Origin of the sequence: Sphingomonas sp. PP-CE-1G-424, assembly GCF_004341085.1 — a bacterium.
GTDB lineage: Bacteria > Pseudomonadota > Alphaproteobacteria > Sphingomonadales > Sphingomonadaceae > Sphingomonas.
The window spans coordinates 1095139-1115012 of the sequence record NZ_SLXW01000001.1 but is presented as its reverse complement, the minus strand read 5'-3'; the positions used below and the strand labels follow the sequence as shown (position 1 = coordinate 1115012).

Here is a 19874-nt window from a genome sequence, read left to right as displayed (position 1 = left end):
AACGAGGTAAAACTCTACCACACCCCTATTCGGCCGCCACCGGCACCAGCGCGGCCATCGCCTCGTCCGCTGCGTCGATCTCGGCCGCTTTAGCCTCGACCAGCCGGACGATGTGGTCGACCATGTCGGCGTCTTGGACGTGGTGGTCGGTGACGCCGGACAGATACACCATGTGCTTGCCGTTGCCGCCGCCGGTTATGCCGATATCGGTCTCGCGCGCTTCGCCGGGGCCGTTCACCACGCAGCCGAGCACCGACAAGGACATCGGCGTGCGGATATGCTGCAAACGTTCCTCCAGCGCCTGCACCGTGCGGATCACGTCGAAGCCCTGCCGCGCGCATGACGGGCACGACACGACGCGGACGCCGCGGTTGCGGATGCCGAGCGCTTTCAGAATCTCGAAGCCGACGCGGACTTCCTCTTCCGGCTCGGCGGAGAGCGACACCCGGATCGTGTCGCCGATGCCGTACCAGAGCAGGCTGCCCATCCCGATCGCCGACTTGACCGTGCCGCCGACGAACCCGCCCGCTTCGGTGATGCCGAGATGCAGCGGGCAATCGACCTGTTCGGCGAGCTGCTGGTATGCCGCCACCGCGAGGAACAGGTCGGACGCCTTCACCGCGACCTTGAACTCGTGAAAGTCGTGGTCCTGCAACAGCTTGATGTGATCGAGCGCCGACTCGACCAGCGCATCGGGGCAAGGCTCGCCGTATTTCTCGAGCAGATGCCGTTCGAGCGAACCGCCGTTGACGCCGATCCGGATCGCGCAGCCGTTGGACTTGGCCGCGTCGACGACCTCCTTCACGCGCGCCGCCGAGCCGATATTGCCCGGGTTGATGCGCAGGCACGCTGCGCCCGCATCGGCAGCTTCGAGCGCGCGCTTGTAGTGGAAATGGATGTCCGCGACGATCGGCACGCGGCTGGCGCGGACGATCTGCTTCAGCGCGGCGGTCGATTCGACGTCGGGGCAGCTGACGCGGATGATGTCGACACCCGCGTCTTCGCAGCGCCGGATCTGGTCGACGGTCGCGCGCACGTCGTCGGTCGGGGTGTTGGTCATCGTCTGCACCGTGACCGGCGCATCGCCGCCGACGGGGACGTTGCCGACCATGATCTGGCGGCTCTTGCGGCGGGTGATATCGCGCCAGGGACGAAGGGACATGGAGATTCCTCGGGAGTTCGAGGCCTATATAGCGACTTGCGCTGCGGAACGGAACATTGCTGGCGGGTATGGCGAACGTCGGCCATAGCGGCGCACGGCTTTTGGAGCGAACGCGATGACCTTGTCCCTGTACGATGCGACGATTCCCTCGAACCTCCAGATCCTCCGCGCGGTCGACGCGCTGCTCGACAAGGCGGAAGCGTTCGCGGTCGAGCGCGGTATCGAAACCGCGACGCTGATCGACGCGAAGCTCGCCGACGACATGCTGCCTTTCGGCTATCAGGTGAAGGCCTGCGCCAGCCACTCGGTCGGCGGGATCGAAGGCGTCCGCGCCGGCACTTTCGCGCCCGACCGCTCGGCCTGGCCTACCGATTTTGCGGGGCTCCATGCTTTGATGCGTGACGCAATCGCCAAGCTGGAAGCGATCGACCGGGAGACGTTCGACGCGCTCGCCGACAACGACACGACCTTCGAGTTCGGCACGTTCGTCATGCCGTTCACCGGCGCGAACTTCCTGCTCTCGTTCTCGCAGCCCAACTTCTATTTCCACGCCAGCACCGCCTACGCGATCCTGCGCGCGCAGGGCGTACCGATCGGCAAGCGCGACTTCATGGGCACACCGCGCATGAAGCCGTAAGCCGACTGGAACGCAGGTACCCGGATTAAACGATCCTCCCCCGCCAGGGGGAGGTGGCACCGAAGGTGACGGAGGGGGCGGTAAGGGCAACCGCTGTTCCGTGTCCTCCCCCTCCGTCTGGCAAGTGCCAGCCACCTCCCCCTTGCGGGGGAGGATTTCAGGGGGACACCGGTCGGTCGCGAACACCGCCTCAGCCGGTCGCACGCTTGCGGCACCGGCCCCCGCCCCGTAGGGCCGCGCGATGACGCGGCATTTCGGCATGGACTGGCTGCGGATCGGTGCGTTCGCGCTGCTGATCCTCTACCATATCGGCATGGTCTTCGTGCCGTGGAACTTCCATGTGAAGTCGCTCCATGTCGAGGACTGGGTGCGGCTGCCGATGCTGGCGAGCAACGCGTGGCGGCTGACGCTGCTGTTCGTCGTCTCGGGCTATGCCAGCCGCGCGCTGCTCAACCGGTCGAACGGGACAGGCGGGTTCTTCGCCAATCGCTGCTACCGCCTGCTCGTGCCGCTGCTGTTCGGCATGGCGGTGACCGTGCCGCCCCAACCCTGGGTCGAGCTGGTCACCAAGCACGCTTATGCCGGCAGCTATCTGACGTTCTGGAGCCACGACTATTTCCGCTTCGGCAAGCTCGCCGGACTGTCGCTGCCGACCTGGAACCATCTGTGGTTCGTCGTCTATCTCTGGGTCTACACGACTGTCTTGACGCTCGGGCTGGTCGTCGTCCGCGGCGACTGGCTGCAACGCGCGTTCGACTGGGTCTTCGGCAGCTGGGCCGTGCTCGTCCTGCCGGTCGCGTGGCTCGTGTTCGTCCACGCCTGGTGGTTCCAGATGGCCGCGGAATCGCAAGCCCTGTTCGGCGACTGGGTCGCGCACGTCACCTATTTCCCCGCGTTCCTGTTCGGCTTCGGCCTCGCCCGTTCCGAGCCCGCAATGGCGGCGATCGCGCGCTGGTGGAAGGTCGGCGCGGTCGCCGCGGTGCTCGGCTATGGCGCGATCATCGGCGTCGAGCTGGAATGGCCCGGCGACATCGTCGCGCCGCGCTGGATCTACCCGGGGTACGGCGTCGCGCACGCGCTCGAGCAATGGGGCGCGATCGTCGCGCTGATCGGGATCGCCGAGCGCCACTGGAACCGCGACCATCGCTGGCGCCGCACGCTGACCGAAGCGGTGTTCCCGTTCTACCTGATCCACCAGACGATCATCGTCCTCGTGATGTACGCGCTGATCCCCGCCGGCCTGCCGGGCTGGGCGGAGTTCGCCTGCCTGCTCGCCGCGACGACGATCGGCTGCATCGCCTTCTACTGGATCGGCCGCAGCATCGCGCCGCTCCGCCCCCTCATCGGCCTTCGCGCCCTACCCTCGAAAGACTCAGCATGACCTGGACCCTCGTCATCCACGGCGGCGCCGGCAAACTCGACAGCGAGATGGTCTCGCCCGAGCAGGATGCGGGCGCGAGAGCAGGCCTGTCCCGCGCGCTCGACGCCGGGTCGAAGGTACTGGCGGACGGCGGCGGGGCGCTCGACGCGGTCGAGGCGGCGGTGCGCGTGCTGGAGGACGACCCGCACTTCAATTCGGGGCGCGGCGCGGTCTTCACGCACGACGGCACGCTGGAACTCGACGCCGCGATCATGGACGGGCGCACGCGGGCGGCGGGGGCAGTCGCTGCAGCGACCGCCACGCGCAACCCCGTCGGCCTCGCCCGAGCGATCCTCGACGACGGCCGCCACGTCTTCCTCGCCGGCAAGGGCGCGGATGCGTTCTCCCTCGAACGCGACCTGCCGCAAGCCGATGCGGACTGGTTCGCGACCGACGAACGCCGCCGGCAATTTGCGGAGTTCCAGGCCGATGGCGGCGGGTTCGACGTCGACATGAAGTACGGTACGGTCGGCGCGGTCGCCTGCGACACGCACGGCCATGTCGCCGCCGCCACCTCGACCGGCGGCGTCACCGGCAAGCGCTGGGGCCGGATCGGCGACACGCCGGTAATCGGCGCGGGCACCTTCGCCGACGATCGCGCCTGCGCGGTATCGTGCACCGGCTCTGGCGAGTTCTTCCTTCGCGTCGGCGTCGGCCACGAGATCGCCGCACGCGTCCGCCTGTCGGGCGAGTCGCTGCAAGTCGCGGCCGACGCGGTGCTTGCCGAGGTGAAGGCGCTCGGTGGCACCGGCGGCGTCATCGTCGCGGGGCCGGACGGCGACATGGCATGGAGTTTCAACACCGTTGGCATGTACCGCGGACGCGCGTCGTCCGAGGGTAGCCGGACCGTCGCGATCTACGCTAACGAGCCGACATGAAGCGCTATCTCCTCGCCGCGATCGCCTCGCTCGGCCTCGCCTCCCCCGCCGCCGCGTTCTGGGAGTACGGCCACCAGACCGTTGCGCAGATCGCCTATGCCAACGTCACGCCGAAGACCAAGGCCGCGATCCGCAAGCTGCTCGCGCAACAGGCGCTGCTCGACACGCCGACCTGCCCCGCGGGCACGATCGAGGAGGCCAGCGTCTGGGCGGACTGCATCAAGCCGCTGAAGCTGAACGACGGCTCGACGCGCTTCGGTTTCGCGTACAGCTGGCATTACCAGAACGTCGATATCTGCGCGCCGTTCGACCTGACGCCAGCGTGCAAGGAAGGCGATTGCGTCTCGTACCAGATCGATCGCGACGTGAAGATGCTCCGCGACAAGTCGACGCTGCCCCGCGACCGCGTCGTCGCGCTCGCGTTCCTGATCCACTTCGTCGGCGATCTCCACCAGCCGCTGCACGCCGGCGACCGCCACGACAAGGGCGGCAACGACGTGAAGGCGGACTACGGGATCTACGGCCCCGCGCGGTTCAACCTGCACTCGATCTGGGACGGCCCGCTGGCCGAGCGCGCGATCTCGACGCCGCCGTCGCTGGTGCGGCGCTATCCGGCGGCCGAGCGGGCTAGGATCGGGGCTGGGACGGTTACCGACTGGAGCCGTGAGTCGTGGCAGGCCTCGCATGAGGCGTATGCGGCGGCGCTTGGCGGGGATGCATGCGGTACGGTCCCGGCGCGCGTGAAAATGGACGATGCGACGATCGCGAAAATGGTCCCGGTGTCGCGCGAGGAAATCCGCCGCGGGGGTATCCGCCTGGCAAAACTGCTCGACAAGGCGCTGGGGTAAACCACTTACCCTCTCCCCTCCGGGGAGAGGGAGGGGCCCGCGGGCTCTTGCACGTGGGAGGGTGAGGGGCTCGAGGCTCGGACCGTCCGTCCCAACGGCCCCTCACCCTTCCGTCGCCAAGCGGCTCCTCCCTCCCTCTCCCCGGAGGGGAGAGGGACTGCCGCGACAAATCTTAGTTCAGCACCACCGTGACCGCGCGGCGGTTCGCCGCCCAGCTCTGGTCGTCCGAACCCATCGCCACCGGCCGCTCCTTGCCGTAGCTGATCGTCGTCATCCGAGACGCCGACACGCCCTTCGCGGCCAGATAGTTCTTGGTCGCGTTCGCACGACGATCGCCGAGCGCGAGGTTGTATTCACGCGTACCGCGCTCGTCCGCATGACCTTCGATCGTGATCCGCTGGTTCGGGAACTTCGCCAGCCACTGCGCCTGGCTGTCGAGGATCGCGCGCGCGGTCGGATCGATGTCGTACATGTCGAGCCCGAAATTCACCGTGTTCGAGCTGACCGAGCGCTGGAAGTCGGCATCCGACCCCGGCACGATCGCGCCGCCGACATTGCCGTTGTTCTGGCCCGCATTGGGATCGACAGCGGCGTTGTTGTCGACCGGTGCGGGCGGCAGCACGGCGGGACGCTTCTTCGCGCAACCGGAAACGGCGATCAACGCGGTACATGCGAGCAAGATGTTGGAAAGCTTCGACATAGACAGTCTCCCGTAGAAAATCATATTCCCCGTTATGCCCCCATAGCAGGTTCAGGGCCGCAAGGGGCCCCATGCCGGATCCGAGCCGTCGAGCGGCGTCGGGATCTTGCGCTCGTTGACGCCGGTCAGGTCGACCGACCAGAGGTCCGCCTTGCCGCCGCTGCCACGTCCCGAGCGATAGAAGTTGATCACGCGACCGTTCGGCGACCAGCTCGGCCCCTCGTCCTGCCAGTCGTTGGTGAGCAATTTCTCGCCGCCTCCGCTCGGGCTCATGATGCCGATCCGGAAGCCGCCGCCAAGCTTGGTAAATGCGATCAGGTCACCCCGCGGGCTCCACACCGGCGTCGCATACCGCCCACCGCCGAAGCTGATCCGCTGCTGGTTCGAGCCGTCTGCGTTCATCACGTAGATCTGCTGCCCCCCCGAGCGATCGCTCTCGAACACGATCTTCGAGCCATCCGGCGAATAGCTGCCGCCGGTGTCGATCCCCGGCGAGTTGGTCAGCCGCTGCGGGGTCCCTCCCTGCGAAGACACCCGGTAGACGTCGGTGTTGCCGCCCTGCGCCATCGAGAACAGGATGTTGCGACCGTCCGGCGAAAAGCGCGGCGCAAACGTCAGGTTCGCGTTCGCGACCACCAGCCGCTGCTTGCCCGAGCCGATGTCGTAGACATAGATCGCCGGGCGATTGTTGAGATAGCTCATATAGACGATCGACTGCTGGTTCGGCGCGAACCGCGGCGTCAGCACGATCGACTGCCCGTTGGTCAGGAAGCGGTGATTGGCGCCGTCCTGATCCATGATCGCCAGCCGCTTGATCCGGCGTCCCTTGGGTCCGGTCTCGGACACATAGACGACGCGACTGTCGAAATATGCGCCTTCGCCGGTCAGGCGGGTGTAGACCATGTCGGCGCACTTGTGCCCTGCGCGGCGCCAGTCGGACGGCGGCACGACGAACCCGGTGCGCGTCAGCTCGGCCTTCGACGACACGTCGTAGAGGTAGCAGCCGACCGTCAGGTTGCCGTCGCCATTGGCGCGGATGAAGCCCTGCACGAGCGCCTGCGCGCCGGTGCTGCCCCAGTAATCGAACCCGGGCGCGGTGACTTCGGGGAAGGTGATCGGGCGGAGCTGGCCGGGGGAAAGCGGCGTGAACAGCCCGGAGTTGCGGAGGTCGTTGGTGACGATATCGGCGAGCTGGCGGCCGAGCACGTCGGTCGAGCCTGCTGGGGTGGAGACGACCGCGGATGTCGGCATGACGGGAATTGCGATCGGCATCGGTGCGGAGATACCGCCGGTGACGTCGACCACGAGCCCGCCGGACTGATCGCCTGCTGGGGACTGCGCGGCCGGATCGGCGGGAGCCTGTTGCGGTGCCGGCGCGGGCGCATCCTGCGCGATGGCCGTCCCGCTGAACGCGAACGCCGTCACGGCAGCGGACGAGAAAATCGATCGAGTCATAACGGACATCCTCAGCCGGGAAGTTTGTAGCGCAGGCTGAAATTGCTCCAGCCGTTCTGCACGTCATACAGGTCGTCGGGCAAACCGCGTAGCGGCGAACACCCGACGAAGGTCGCGATCGCCAGATCGTCGACGCGGTCGACATAGCGCCGGTTGTCGTCGTCGACGCCGGCATGACCGCTGATCGTCGGCCGTGATTTCAGCGTGCCGTCGCGGTTGAGCTTCAGGTTGATCGTCACGCGGATCCGCTCCGCACCTGGCCCCGGCGTGACCTGGCGATTCGCGCAGGGTTGCACCTGCCGCAGGATCGCCGAGCCGATGTTTGCCGCCGCCTGCGCGCCGAGCTTGGCCGCCTTGGGCGCTTCCGACTTGCTCGGCGACGGATCGGCCGACAGCCCCTTGAGGAAATTGTCGCCGAGCCGCGAACCGCGTGGCCGCGAGGTCTTGGCCTCGGCGGTCGAGCCGCTGCCCTTGGTCGAGGACGGCTTGGCGGGCTTGGCCGCACTCGAAGACGACTTTGCGGCAGAGTCCTTCGACTTCGTCGCGGTCTTCGCAGGTGCCGATTTCTCCGGCGCTGGCTTGGTCGGCTTGGCCTTGGCGGGCGCCGGCTTGGGCTTCTCGGCCGGCTTTGGCACCGGAGCCGGCTTGGCCGCAGGCTTTGGTGGCGCAGGCTTGGGTTTCGGCTGCGGCTTGGGCTCGGGTTTTGGTTCGGGTGCCGGCTGCGGCTTGGGCTTCGGTGGTGCGGGCTTCGGCTGCGGCGCAGGTGGCACGGGATCGGGCTTCGGCTCGGGCTCGGCCTCTTGCGGAGCCGGCGGCGCGGCATCCTCGGGCGCCCCCTCGTCCGGCGCGACCGACTCGGCTGGCGTCTCGGTCGATTGCGGCGCCGTCGCCTCGAGCGCGACATCGGGCACGAGGCTCACGTCGATCGGCTGCTGCTGGATCTTCGGCGGTTCGGGCGCGCTGAGAAAGCTAAGCGACAGCAAGCCGAACAGCACGACATGCCCGACGACGGCAACGCCTAAGCCGATCTTCTCCGAACGATCCATCAGGCCAGCGCCATCAGTTCTGATTACCCTCGACGGTCACCAGCGCGACGCGGTTCAGCCCGGCGCGGTTGAGTTCGCCCATCACGCGCATCACGCGCCCGTAATCGAGCTTCCGGTCCGCACGCAGCAGCACCTGCGGCTCGTCGCCGACCGCTCGGCTGGCGGCAATCGCGGCCAACCGCACCGGCAGCGCGTCGTCGGTCACCTGATCCTTGTCGATGAACAGCGCTCCGGTGCCATCCATCGAGATCTCGACGGGCTTCTGCTCCTGGTCGAGCGCCTTCGCGCGCGCGTCGGGGAGGTTCACCGGTACGCCCGCGGTCATCAGCGGCGCGGTCACCATGAAGATGATCAGCAGCACCAGCATCACGTCGACCAGCGGCGTAACGTTGATATCCGCCATCGGCGCGCGGCGACCGCGCCCGCGGGAAGAAGGAAGGTTCATCGCCACTTAAAATCCTCCCCGCACGCGGGGAGGGGGACCAGCGAAGCTGGTGGTAGGGGCGTGCGTCATATGCTGTGGTGCGTAGAGGGCCTCGTTCCACGGGCGCTGTGCGACGTGGAGAACCCCCTCCACCACGCCGCTGCGCGTCGCGGTCCCCCTCCCCGTGCCGGGGAGGATTTGCGTCGCGCTCATCGCGAGCCGTCCAATTGGCGCGAGAGGGTCGTGTGGAAGCCGTCGGCGAAGCGGTTGAGGCTCGCCTCGATCCGATTGATGCCGTGTGAGAACCGGTTGTACGCGATCACCGCGGGGATCGCCGCGAACAGGCCGATCGCCGTCGCGAACAATGCCTCCGCGATCCCCGGCGCGACCACCGCGAGCGACGTGTTCTGCGCCGCGGCGATGCTGGTGAAGCTTCGCATGATGCCCCAGACCGTACCGAACAGCCCGACGAACGGCGCGACCGACCCAACCGTCGCCAGCACGTTCAGCCGGTCCGACAGCTTGTCGATCTCGCCCGCGACCGCTGCGCCCATCGTGGTCGCCAGTCGCTCGCGCGTGCCGCTCTTGTCGATCGTGCCGCCCGCGGTCGAACGCCGCCACTCGGTCACGCCCGCCGCGAACACGCGTGCCGACGGCAGATCGTTCTCGCCCTCCGCCTTGTAGAAGACGTCGATATCCTCGGCCTTCCAGAAATCGCGCTCGAACCGGGTCATGCCTTTGCGCGTCTTGCCGATCCGCCGCCAGAACGCGACGATCAGCGCCCAGGTCCAGATGCTGGCGAGCAGCAGCCCGATCATCACGCCCTTCACCACCCAGTCGGCCTGGAGGAACAAGTGGATCGGCGACAGCGTCGCGCTCTCCATAGTCAACACCGGATTCATGCTTCCCCCTGCCAGACTAGGCGTTCGTAGATATCGATCCATGCGCGTGGCTGGCGGCGTGGGCGACCATTGGGAGCGACCAACGCCGCCACAACATCCGCCTCGGCCAAGACAAGCCCGTCGCGCATGACCCTTTGATGAATGGTGACCCCGGCCGAGCGGACACGGCGTATCCGCGAGACGACCAGCAAGGCGTCGTCGAGCTTCGCCGGTGCGGCATAGCGGATGGCGACGCTGGCGATCGCGTACGAGCCCTCGCCCGCCTCGAACGTCGCGCGCTGGTCGATTCCGCCGACCCGCAGCATATCCGACCGCGCGCGCTCCATGTAGCGCAGATAATTGGCGTGATAGACCGCGCCCGACAGATCGGTGTCCTCGAAATAGACGCGCACCGGAAACCGGTGCTCGCGCCCTTCGAAGCGGCCTTCCGCCGGACGATCTGAAACTTCAGCCATTGCCGCGGCTGTTAACCCAGTCTTTGCCACGAAGCCAACCATTGCCTTCATCATGTCGGCGCTGGCCGGGTGCGAATCATGCGCCTAGTCTCGACTCATCGAACGCAGGAGACTCGCATGGCCGATCGTCCCACTCGCGGTATCACACCTTTTCTGGTTATTCGCGAAAAGCGCGCGCACGAAGCACTCGCCTTCTACGAAGCCGCGTTCGCCGCGACGCTCGTCGAGACCAACGTCGCCGATGACGGCATCCGGCTGATGCAGGCGAGCCTACGGATCAACGACGGCTGGCTGATGCTGGGCGACGAGTTTCCCGAATGGCGCGGTCGCGACGAACCCGAACCCGCCGGTATCACGCTGCACCTGCAGGTCGACGATGCGGATGGCTGGATGGAGCGCGCGGCGACGGCCGGCGCGATCGTGACGATGCCCGTCGCCGACCAGTTCTGGGGCGATCGTTATGGTCAGGTGCGCGATCCGTTCGGCCATAGCTGGTCGATCGGATCGCCGCTCAAGACCTGATTACTGGAAGACGCTGGGATCCAGTTTCAGCCTGGGCTGGGGCGGCGGCACCGGCTGAGAGATCGGCTGGAGACGCGCCTGCGTGATCGTCTGGACGGTCATGTTCGAGGCGTATTGGCGCGCGGCCAGCACCGGTCGCGGCTGCTGCGCGTACACCGGTGCCGGGGTAGCCCGACCACGCCAAGCATCGAACGCACGGTAGAAATCGGTGAACGGGCGTTCGAGCGTCGGCAGTTGCTGCGCCGCGAACGCGGGCATCGCGTCGGCCGTCACGCCAGCGCTCTGCGCCAGCACGGTGCTCGCCGCCGCGCAGAAATCGTCGCGCGCGGGCGACTGCGAGAAGAAGTTGTACAGCCGCGTCATCGCATCGTCGTAGCGGTCCTGCCAGTCGCGGCCGCCCGACTTCCACTCGCTGGCATAGGTCGCCTCGGCCTTGGCGAGCACCGGCTTCTGCGCCGACAGCATCGCGTTGTAGCCGGCGATGATCGCGCCTTCCTGCGGTCCGCGGCAGGCAAGCGCGGCGACGTTGAGCGCGGCGCGCAGGTGCCAGACCTTGGCGGCCGGGGTCAGGTTGCGATTCGGCGTGGGATAGGTCCCGTCGGGAAGCGCGACCGGGATCACCATGGTCGGCGACGCACCCTTCGGCATCGCCGGCGCAGCGACCGGAGCCGCGACCACCGGCGGCGCAACGACGGCGACCGTCTTGGGCTTCGGCGCGCACCCCGCCACCAGGGCGAGCGCGGTAAAAGAAAGCAACGCAAACCGACGACTCATCGCAACCACCTCGTGATGTCCCCCGACGGGACATGTCTGGCATGGGGAAGGTTAACGATGCGTAAGCCGTACGCGATTTGCGGCGAGTGGAGAGCGGGCGGGGTTGGTAGCTTCAAGCTTGGCAGACGGGCGCGCCCTGCCCCGGATCACTTCCACCCCGGCGAAGGCCGGGGCCCAATTGGAAAGGTTGGGGTAACGGGGTAACGGCAATCAGCAACGTCCCCCAATTGGGCCCCGGCCTCCGCCGGGGTGGTACCGTGTCGACGCCGGCACGGAGCATCACAGCAAATGAAAGACACTGCCCCCTCACGATCCTCCCCCGCCAGGGGGGGGTGGCGCCGCAGGCGACGGAGGGGGAGGACACGGAACAGAGGTTGGCGCCTGCCGCCCCCTCCGTCAGGCAAGAGCCTGCCACCTCCCCCTTGCGGGGGAGGATCAGGCGTTAAACCGCGCGCGCCTCCAGCGCAGCCGCGGCCTGCGCCATCAGCCCGCCGATGATGTCCGCGACCGGCTCCTCGCGCTTGACCATGCCGACCGACTGGCCCGCCATCACCGAACCATGCTCGACATCGCCGTCGATCACCGCACGACGCAGCGCACCCGCCCAGTAATGCTCGATCTGCAACTGCGCCTCCGCCATCTCGACGACACCACCATCGAGATGCCCGGCAACCTCGCGCTGCTTCGCCGTGAACAACTCGCTCGACGCATTCTTCAGCGCACGCACCGGGATGACGGGAAGCCGCGCATCGATCTGCACGCTGGCGATCGCATCGCGTGCCGAGGCTCGGATGAACGCCTTCTTGAAATTGGCGTGCGCGATCGATTCGGTCGCGCATACGAACAGCGTGCCGAGCTGGACACCCGCCGCACCCATGTCGAGATACCCCGCGATCGCCTCGCCGCGACCGATCCCGCCGGCGACGAACACCGGCACTTGTTCCGCGATCTCGGGCAGCATCTCCTGCGCGAGCACGCTGGTCGAGACCGGGCCGATATGCCCGCCAGCCTCCATCCCCTCGATCACCAGCGCATCGACGCCGCTGCGGATCAGCTTCTTCGCGAGCGCCAGCGCCGGCGAGAACGCGATCAGCTTGGCGCCCGTCTCCTTGATCGCCTCGATGCTGCCCTTGGGCGGCAGGCCACCGGCGAGCACGACATGGCCGACCTGATGCTTGGCGCAGACCGCGATCAGCTCGAACAGATCGGGGTGCATCGTGATGAGGTTCACGCCGAACGGCTTGGTCGTGAGAGCCTTGGTCGCGGCGATCTCGGTATCGAGCAGCGCGGGCGTCATCGCGCCGCACGCGATCACGCCGAACCCGCCAGCGTTGGAGATCGCCGACACGAGGTGACGCTCGCTAACCCACGACATCGCGCCGCCGAGAATCGCGACCTCCGACCCGAGGAACGCGGCGCCACGCGCCATCCGGCGTTGCAACCGCTCAGTACCGATCGTCATGCATCCATCCCCGTCGTCCCGGCGCCTGCCGGGATCATGTCGTTATCTATCAAGCTCAAGCCGCATCCTCGGCATCGAGGCCGTACGCCGTATGCAGCACGCGCACGGCCAGCTCGGTATAGTCCTCTTCGATCAGCACGCTGACCTTGATTTCCGACGTCGCGATCGCCTGGATGTTGATCCCGCGCTCGCCGAGCGTGGTGAACATCGTCGAGGCGACGCCCGCATGGCTGCGCATGCCGACACCAACGACCGACACCTTGGCGACGCGCGTGTCGTGGACGATCGTCGCATAGCCGATCGCGTCCTTCGCCTTGTCGAGCACGTCGAGCGAGCGCGCCAGATCCGCCGCCGGCACCGTGAAGGTCACGTCGGTCGAGCCGGTCGAATGCGCGACGTTCTGCACGATCATGTCGACGTTGATCCCCGCGTCCGCAAGCGGCGCGAAGATCGCGGCGACCGAGCCGGGCCGATCGCTGACCTGAGTCAGCGTGATCTTCGCCTCGTTCTTGTCGTGCGCGATGCCGGTGATGAGCTGGCGTTCCATATCGTCGATTTCCTCTTCGCCCACGATCAACGTGCCGCGGTGTCCGTCATTGGTATCGCCGTCCTCGAACGAAGACAGCACGCGCACACGCACATTCTCTTTCATCGCCAGGCCGACAGACCGCGTCTGCAACACCTTGGCACCGACGCTGGCGAGTTCCAGCATCTCTTCATACGTGACCTTGCTCAGCTTCCGCGCACGCGGCACGATCCTGGGGTCGGTCGTGTAGACGCCGTCGACATCGGTATAGATGTCGCAGCGATCCGCCTTCATCGCCGCCGCCATCGCCACCGCCGACGTGTCCGAGCCGCCGCGACCGAGCGTCGTCACGCGCTGGCCGTCCGCGACGCCCTGGAAACCGGGGATCACGGCGACGACGCCGTCCGCGAGGCTCGCGTCGAGCGCGGCCGTGTCGATCTCGCCGATGCGCGCCGATCCGTGCGCGTCCGACGTGTTGATCGGCAACTGCCAGCCGAGCCAAGACCGCGCCTTGCAGCCCGCCGCCTGGAGCGCGATCGCGAGCAGGCCGCTCGTGATCTGCTCGCCGGCCGAGACGACGACGTCATATTCCTTCGCATCGTACAGCGATGATGCCTCGCGGCAGAAGCCGACCAGCCGATCGGTCTCTCCGGCCATCGCGGAGACGACGACGGCGACCTGGTTGCCGGCGTCGACTTCGCGCTTCACGCGCGCGGCGACGTTGCGGATCCGCTCGATCCCGGCCATCGACGTCCCGCCGAATTTCATCACGATACGGGCCATTGGCAGCGCAAATCCCTTTGGGTCGAAGCGGCGGCCCTGATAGGTAGCGCGCATGATACTGGCAAGCGACACGCACAATAACGCAACAATCGATCCGCGCGAGGCCGCGCATTTCGGCACCATGGCGAAGGACTGGTGGGATCCGAAGGGCTCGTCCGCCCCGCTCCACAAACTCAACCCGCCGCGGTTGCGCTACATCCGCGAGCAGGTCGACGCGCATTGGGGCGGCGACGGTGCGACCTTCACGCCGCTGGAGGGGAAGACCGCGCTCGACGTCGGTTGCGGCGCTGGACTGCTGTGCGAACCGCTCGCCCGGCTCGGCGCCGAGGTTACGGGGATCGATGCTGCACCCGAGAATATCGCGGTGGCGGAGATCCATGCGGCGCAGAGTGGTCTTGCGATCGACTACCGGGCGGGGGGAGTCGAGGGGCTGGTTGGGCAGTATGATCTGGTCACCAGCCTGGAGGTGATCGAGCATGTCAGCGACCCCGCTGGCTTTGTTCGGGGTTTGGCGCGGACGTTGGCGGAGGGCGGATTGCTGATCCTGTCGACGCCTAACCGTACGCCGCTGTCGCGGCTGGCGATGATTACGATGGCGGAGGGTGCTGGGGTGATTCCCAAGGGGACTCACAACTGGAACAAGTTCCTGACGCCGGAGGAATTGACGGCGTTACTGAACGATGCGGGGCTTCGGGTAACGGATACGCGCGGGCTGAGTTTCTCGCCGGCGACCGGGTTCACGCTGAGCGATTCGACGAGCCTCGATTACTTCCTGACCGCCGTCAAAGCCTGACCTTGCCCCCTTTCACACCACCCCGGCGAAGGCCGGGGCCCAATTGGGAAAGCAGCAGTAACGGAGTGCCATCCTCAACCATGACCGTCCCCCAATTGGGCCCCGGCCTCCGCCGGGGTGGTCGCGAGCGGGGTGAGGCTCAGTAATGGACCACACCGCCCCCCAACCCTGTTCACCCGCGAAGGCGGGTGCCCAGACTGGACACCCGCCTTCGCGGGTGAACAATCTTCTGGTGCTCGCAGCGCTGGCGATCATCCTCATCACCCTCGCCCTCCTCCGCCCCGTCGACCACGACGAGAGCCAGTACGTCGCCGCCGCCGTGCTGACCGCGCACGGCCTGCTCCCGTACAGGGACTTCGCCTACCTCCAGACCCCGCTCCAGCCCTACCTCTTCGCGCCGATCGCGCTCCTAGCCGGAACCTGGACCTGGCCAGCGCTCCGCATCGTCAACGCGCTGCTCGGCGTCGCGACGATCGCCTGCGTCCACACCGCCGCCCGAACCCTCGGCGCGAAACCCAAAGCCGCGCTCGCCTGCACCGCGCTGTTCGCGACCTGCGACATTCTCCTCTTCAGCATCGGCACCGCGCGCAACGATGCGCTCCCCGCCGCACTGCTCGCCGCCGCGCTATCGCTGATCGCACGCGCGGAAACCCGTGATGCGACGCGAAACCGGGCGCTGCTGATCGGGCTGCTTCTGGCCGCCGCCGCCGCCGCCAAGATCTCCTACGCGTTCCCCGCGCTCGCTTACGGGCTGTACGCGCTGATCCACCGCCGTCACCGCCCCGGCGCGATCCTGCTCGGCACGCTGCCGGTGATCGTCTTCGTCGCCTGGAGCTACACGACGAGCCCCGCCGGCTTCGTGTTCGGGACGCTGACCTTCCCGGCGCGCGGCCCCGCCGAATATTATGCGTCCCGGCCCTGGAAGATGTCGCTCCCCGCCAAGGCGATCGACACGCTCAAATTCCTCGCGCTCGGTGCGGCGCTGCCCGCGCTGATCCTGGTAGCCCGAGACGCAAGCCGCCGCCGCGCAATCGGGCTGTTTGACGCGCTCATCCTCGCCGGGCTCGTAGCCGCCCTGCTGCCGTTTCCGACCTGGCGGCAGTACCTGCTGCCCGTCCTGCCAGCGCTGTTCGTCCGGTTCTCGCTGATCACGCGCCCCAGCCGGCCGTGGCGAGTCGCGCTCGGTGTCTTCGCAATTGCCGGACTCGCGCCGTCGATCGCAGCCTTGGCCAGTCCGGACGGACTGTCGCTAGCCCAGGCGCTGCGCGAAGGGCGCGCGCTCGGCCGGATCCTCGATCGACACGGCATCGGCGGTACGATCGCGACACTGTCTCCGCAGATGCTGCCCGCCGCGAACCGCTTGCCCGACCCGGTCTTCGCCACCGGCCCTTTCTATTTCCGCAGCACGAGCCTGCTAGATCCGCGACAGGAGCGCGCGCTCCATCTGGTCTCACGTACGCGCTTGCGCGCGATTGGCGCGCCGATTCTCACCGGCGGCGAAGCCGCGGACACCAGCGGCGACGCCGGTCTCGATCATGCGCTCGCCGCCTGGGCAATTCGCAGCGGCTATCGATCGGTCGCAGTTCCCGGCACGCGCTTCACGCTCTACGTGCCGCCGGCCGCATCGCCAAACCCAGCCCTGCGATAGCCCCTCAAGCCCGGTGATCGCGCCCGCGATCGCTTGCCCTGCCGACAATCGGTCGCATCGCGATCGCATGCGCGGCGAACGCGACGATCAGCGCGACATGCAGCAGCAGGGTCAGCGCCGCGGTGAAGGCGACCAGTTCGGACAGGGCCTGATCCTGGCCGATCAGCAGGATCGCGGCATTGGCGAACAGCAGGTCCTTGTTGGGCACCAGCGGCAGCCGCGACACGAGCAACCGCCCGGCAGCGAGAAACATCCACATGCCGATCGACACGCCAGGCAACGCGAAATGCCAGGCGAGCGCGATCAGCAAAGACCCGAGCAACAGCCGGATGCAATGGACGGAGAACACCCACCACAGCAGCGGCCTTGCCAGCGAGAACACCCGCCGCGAGAAGATCAGAAAGGGCAACGAAATCACCAGCGTGACGCCCGCAGACGCCAGCACCGCGCGAAACTGATCGTGAGTCAGCAGGTCTCGTCCGAACGGTAGCGCTATCGCCACCAGCAGCAACGTCACCGCATTGCCCGCGATCGCCGACAGGATCGAGACATCCTTGACCGCCCCGAACGGCGACGCGACCATCTGCGCCTTCGCCCGCGCCCAGGCGTAGAAATACGCATCGCCCGAATAGCCGAACACGACTTCGTTCGCGATCCGCTTCTTGATCAGCGCGACCAGCCCGCCGATCGGAATCTCCCAGAGCCGCCGAAAGATCACGTAATCGCCGGTCGGCGACGCCATGTAGAGCAGCACGAAACACAGATAGAAGCGGGGATCGGCGGGCACCGAGCGGCCGAGCCCCGCCAGGCCATGCCCGAACAGCTCGCGCGCCAGCCCGACGATCATCGCGCCGGTCAGCACCGCGCCGATGATCGCCGGCCAGCGGCTGCGCACCGTCTTCAGCGGTTCCAGCCCGACATTTGAAACGTCGGCATAACCGGCAGGATCGGCCGCAATCGGCGGTCGCGTCGTCAATCGCTTGTCCTCACGCCATGTCTGCAAGGGTCGCACGGTGCACCAGCCATTGCCGGTGTCAGGGCGCGACAATAGCCTTTAGCCGCCGGTCGTGCACGTAAAGTCGGTTTCATTCGGTCGCGATCTCCGCTCTACCAATCGTGCATTATGATGACTCCCATGTTTCAGTGTTGTGTATGTCGCCGGTCGCCCAGCACATCTTGACCTATGCCGAGGACCTCCGCGGCGGCGGGGTCGAGCGCGCGCAGCTGCGCCTCGCGCGCAGCTGGCTCGCGGCGGGGCGGCGCGTGACGCTGGCGATCGAGGATATTGCCGGGCCGCTGGCGACGGAACTGCCCGAGGGGCTGGAGATCGTTTCGCCGTTTCGGTTGCTGACATTGCCGGCGGTCGTCCGCCGCCTGTCGCCGGACGTGATCTTCTGCCCCGGCAATTTCTATACCTGGAGCGCAGCGTGGACGAGGCTGCGGCTGGGCAAGGCTTGCCCGCCGATCCTCGCCAAGATGTCCAACGCCCCCACGCGCGCCGATCATGGCCGGCTGATGCACGCGGCGCACCAGCTCTGGCTGGCGCGGCACGGCGGGTTCCTCGATCACCTCGTCGCGATGACGCCTGCGACCGCGGACGAGGCGGCGCTGGCGACCCGGATGATCGGGCGGACTAGCGTCATCCCGAACCCGCCGGCGGTGGCGATTCCGGGCGCGCTACCCGATCTGCCGCCGCGCTTCATTCTCGGGGTAGGGCGCCTCGAACCGCAGAAGCGCTGGGACCGCCTGATCGCCACGCTGCCGCTACTGGCGGACCAGACGATACCGCTCGTTCTCCTCGGTGACGGTAGCGAGCGCGGGGCGATCGAGGCGCAAATCCGTTCGCTCGGTTTGCAGGATCGCGTGCTCCTGCTCGGGCACAGCAGCGATCCGCTCCCGGTGATGGCCCGCGCGGCGGTACTGGCGCTCACCTCGGAGTATGAAGGCGTTCCCGGCGTGTTGCGCGAGGCGCTGTCGGTCGGAACGCCGGTGATCTCGACGGACTCGAGCGCGGCGGTGGCGGAGATCGTTAATCGGCCCGACCGTGGGACGGTCATCGCAAGGGACGACGCTGCTGCGTTGATCGCGACGTTGGATGCATGGCTAGCGCCGGCTACGCAGCGACCGGCGCCAGTACCGCAACCCGGTGCAGACTCAGCGGAGCGCTACCTTGCTCTCTTCGACCAATTGGTAAGGCTGTAGCTTCCCACTCGATTACCGCCCCATTGACGTCGCCGGCCCCCACCCCCCGTCATCCCCGCGGACGCGGGGACCATATTCTCAGAGGTTTGCCAGTATGGGTCCCCGCGTCCGCGGGGATGACGGAATGGGAACCTGAACCCGCAGCAGGTGGTAAGGGGAACGTCAGGCCGTAGCTTGATCGTCGGCCTCGGCCTTCTCCTCTTCCCGCTCCGACCGCCGCTCCAGGGCAGTCTTCAACATCGCGGTCATCGGATCGGCCAGCGCCAGTCCCAGGATCCCGAACAGCGCGCTCGCCAGGATCTGCGCACCCAGCGTCAACGCCGGCGGCAGATCGACCGTCCGTTTGGCGACCATCGGCACGATCACATAGCCGTCGATCGTCTGCACCACGAGATACGTGCCGATCGCCCAATACCCCGTATCGACCCCCGCGCTGAACCCGACCGCGACCATCAGCACGCCCGTCACGATCGCGCCGACGTTCGGAATGAACGCGAGGATACCCGCGATGATACCGAGCAGCATCGCCATCGGCACGCCGCCGACCGCCAAGGCAATGCCGCTCGCGACACCCTCGACCGCCATCCCGAGCAGGCGCCCGGCGAGCAACCGCCGCAACGTCGCGCCCATCTTGACCAAAGTCCTGGCGAACTCGGGGCGCAGGTCGAGCGGCACCATCCACTGGAGCCCGCGCGAGTACGTCCCCGGATCCATCGCGATGAACAGCCCGAGGATCAGGATCATGAACATGCTGGTGATCGCGCCGATCGCGCTGCCCACCCACGACGTCACGCGCCCGACCGAGCCGAGCGCCTGCTTGACGATCCCGTTGACGTCCGACGCGCCCGGCATCAGCCCCTGCGAGGTCAGATAGCCGGTGAAGCGATTGGCCTGCGATTCCAGCGTCGAGCGCAGCTGCGTCACCTGCTCGGTCACCTGCACGCCGGTCAGCACGAACGTGCCGACGAGGAACGCGAAGGTCAGCAGCACGACGATCAGCAACCGCCAGCCACGCCCGATCGGCAGTACCCGCCCGAGCAACCGCACGCCGCCATCGAGCAGCGCCGCGAACACGACGCCGGCAAAGATGATCAGCAACGGCTGGACCAGCACGATCAGCAGCGCAATCACGCACGCGAGCCCGAGCCAGATCATCGCGCGCTTCAGTTCCTTGCGCAGGAACGGATCGCGCATCTCGACCGGGCTCAGTTCGTCGACCGTCTTCGTCTCGGCCATC

General features: G+C 67.3%; 20 protein-coding genes. 8 read left to right on the top strand and 12 right to left on the bottom strand.

Translation table 11 applies throughout. The features are described 5' to 3' along the window. Positions 1–25 precede the first annotated feature (25 nt). Positions 26–1162, bottom strand: coding sequence for a flavodoxin-dependent (E)-4-hydroxy-3-methylbut-2-enyl-diphosphate synthase (gene ispG, locus C8J43_RS05175; protein WP_107954038.1), 1137 nt, complete (start codon positions 1160–1162; stop codon positions 26–28). A 115-nt stretch (positions 1163–1277) separates the two neighbouring features. Here ispG and C8J43_RS05170 point away from each other — a divergent pair, with 115 nt between their 5' ends. The 4 genes from C8J43_RS05170 (at position 1278) to C8J43_RS05155 (ending at position 4945) form a co-directional block, all read left to right on the top strand. Then, positions 1278–1799 carry a DUF1993 domain-containing protein gene (locus C8J43_RS05170; RefSeq protein ID WP_133029951.1) on the top strand — a complete coding sequence of 174 codons (522 nt, stop codon included), beginning with the start codon at positions 1278–1280 and terminating at the stop codon, positions 1797–1799. A 241-nt stretch (positions 1800–2040) separates the two neighbouring features. Continuing rightward, complete coding sequence (locus C8J43_RS05165; protein ID WP_133029950.1) at positions 2041–3180, top strand: acyltransferase family protein; 1140 nt, start codon at positions 2041–2043, stop codon at positions 3178–3180. Beyond that, positions 3177–4097 (top strand): isoaspartyl peptidase/L-asparaginase, encoded by a 921-nt coding sequence (locus C8J43_RS05160; protein WP_133029949.1) that lies wholly within the window; start codon positions 3177–3179, stop codon positions 4095–4097. The genes C8J43_RS05165 and C8J43_RS05160 overlap by 4 nt, the downstream gene beginning before the upstream one ends. Further along, positions 4094–4945 (top strand): S1/P1 nuclease, encoded by an 852-nt coding sequence (locus C8J43_RS05155; RefSeq protein WP_133029948.1) that lies wholly within the window; start codon positions 4094–4096, stop codon positions 4943–4945. The genes C8J43_RS05160 and C8J43_RS05155 overlap by 4 nt, the downstream gene beginning before the upstream one ends. A gap of 172 nt (positions 4946–5117) precedes the next feature. On the opposite strand, the gene pal is transcribed toward C8J43_RS05155, so the two are convergent. The 6 genes from pal to C8J43_RS05125 all read right to left on the bottom strand — a co-directional run bounded on the left by pal (position 5118) and on the right by C8J43_RS05125 (position 9927). Next, positions 5118–5645 carry a peptidoglycan-associated lipoprotein Pal gene (gene pal, locus C8J43_RS05150; protein WP_133029947.1) on the bottom strand — a complete coding sequence of 176 codons (528 nt, stop codon included), beginning with the start codon at positions 5643–5645 and terminating at the stop codon, positions 5118–5120. A gap of 51 nt (positions 5646–5696) precedes the next feature. Beyond that, positions 5697–7100, bottom strand: coding sequence for a Tol-Pal system beta propeller repeat protein TolB (gene tolB / locus C8J43_RS05145; RefSeq protein WP_133029946.1), 1404 nt, complete (start codon positions 7098–7100; stop codon positions 5697–5699). Between the two features lie 11 nt (positions 7101–7111). Then, on the bottom strand, positions 7112–8146 hold the full coding sequence (locus C8J43_RS05140) for a cell envelope biogenesis protein TolA (RefSeq protein WP_133029945.1): 1035 nt from the start codon (positions 8144–8146) through the stop codon (positions 7112–7114). A gap of 13 nt (positions 8147–8159) precedes the next feature. Then, positions 8160–8597: a protein TolR gene (tolR, locus tag C8J43_RS05135; protein WP_056053220.1), complete on the bottom strand. Its 438-nt coding sequence runs from the start codon at positions 8595–8597 to the stop codon at positions 8160–8162. 182 nt (positions 8598–8779) lie between these two features. Then, positions 8780–9472 carry a protein TolQ gene (tolQ, locus tag C8J43_RS05130; RefSeq protein WP_060525932.1) on the bottom strand — a complete coding sequence of 231 codons (693 nt, stop codon included), beginning with the start codon at positions 9470–9472 and terminating at the stop codon, positions 8780–8782. Beyond that, the gene (locus tag C8J43_RS05125) at positions 9469–9927 is read right to left on the bottom strand and encodes a YbgC/FadM family acyl-CoA thioesterase (RefSeq protein ID WP_056487236.1); all 459 of its coding nucleotides are present in this window, start codon (positions 9925–9927) and stop codon (positions 9469–9471) included. The genes tolQ and C8J43_RS05125 overlap by 4 nt, the downstream gene beginning before the upstream one ends. Before the next feature lie 117 nt (positions 9928–10044). On the opposite strand from C8J43_RS05125, the gene C8J43_RS05120 reads away from it, so the two are divergent. After that, the gene (locus tag C8J43_RS05120; RefSeq protein ID WP_133029944.1) at positions 10045–10449 is read left to right on the top strand and encodes a VOC family protein; all 405 of its coding nucleotides are present in this window, start codon (positions 10045–10047) and stop codon (positions 10447–10449) included. On the opposite strand, the gene C8J43_RS05115 is transcribed toward C8J43_RS05120, so the two are convergent. The 3 genes from C8J43_RS05115 to C8J43_RS05105 all read right to left on the bottom strand — a co-directional run bounded on the left by C8J43_RS05115 (position 10450) and on the right by C8J43_RS05105 (position 13994). Then, the gene (locus tag C8J43_RS05115) at positions 10450–11223 is read right to left on the bottom strand and encodes a hypothetical protein (protein ID WP_133029943.1); all 774 of its coding nucleotides are present in this window, start codon (positions 11221–11223) and stop codon (positions 10450–10452) included. A gap of 442 nt (positions 11224–11665) precedes the next feature. After that, positions 11666–12685 carry a nitronate monooxygenase gene (locus C8J43_RS05110; RefSeq protein ID WP_133029942.1) on the bottom strand — a complete coding sequence of 340 codons (1020 nt, stop codon included), beginning with the start codon at positions 12683–12685 and terminating at the stop codon, positions 11666–11668. Between the two features lie 55 nt (positions 12686–12740). Continuing rightward, positions 12741–13994 (bottom strand): aspartate kinase, encoded by a 1254-nt coding sequence (locus tag C8J43_RS05105; RefSeq protein WP_056054666.1) that lies wholly within the window; start codon positions 13992–13994, stop codon positions 12741–12743. Between the two features lie 52 nt (positions 13995–14046). Here C8J43_RS05105 and ubiG point away from each other — a divergent pair, with 52 nt between their 5' ends. Continuing rightward, a complete protein-coding gene (ubiG, locus tag C8J43_RS05100) occupies positions 14047–14787 on the top strand; it encodes a bifunctional 2-polyprenyl-6-hydroxyphenol methylase/3-demethylubiquinol 3-O-methyltransferase UbiG (protein ID WP_133029941.1) in 741 nt (246 codons plus the stop codon). A gap of 217 nt (positions 14788–15004) precedes the next feature. Further along, entirely contained in the window at positions 15005–16435 is a 1431-nt protein-coding gene (locus tag C8J43_RS05095; RefSeq protein WP_243645408.1) for a glycosyltransferase 87 family protein, read from the top strand. Between the two features lie 4 nt (positions 16436–16439). Here the strand turns inward: C8J43_RS05095 and C8J43_RS05090 are convergent, their stop codons facing one another. Continuing rightward, a complete protein-coding gene (locus C8J43_RS05090) occupies positions 16440–17411 on the bottom strand; it encodes a hypothetical protein (protein WP_133029939.1) in 972 nt (323 codons plus the stop codon). Between the two features lie 176 nt (positions 17412–17587). On the opposite strand from C8J43_RS05090, the gene C8J43_RS05085 reads away from it, so the two are divergent. Beyond that, a complete protein-coding gene (locus C8J43_RS05085; RefSeq protein WP_133029938.1) occupies positions 17588–18637 on the top strand; it encodes a glycosyltransferase in 1050 nt (349 codons plus the stop codon). Between the two features lie 162 nt (positions 18638–18799). Here the strand turns inward: C8J43_RS05085 and C8J43_RS05080 are convergent, their stop codons facing one another. Then, a complete protein-coding gene (locus tag C8J43_RS05080; RefSeq protein WP_133029937.1) occupies positions 18800–19873 on the bottom strand; it encodes an AI-2E family transporter in 1074 nt (357 codons plus the stop codon). Between the last annotated feature and the right edge of the window lies 1 nt (position 19874).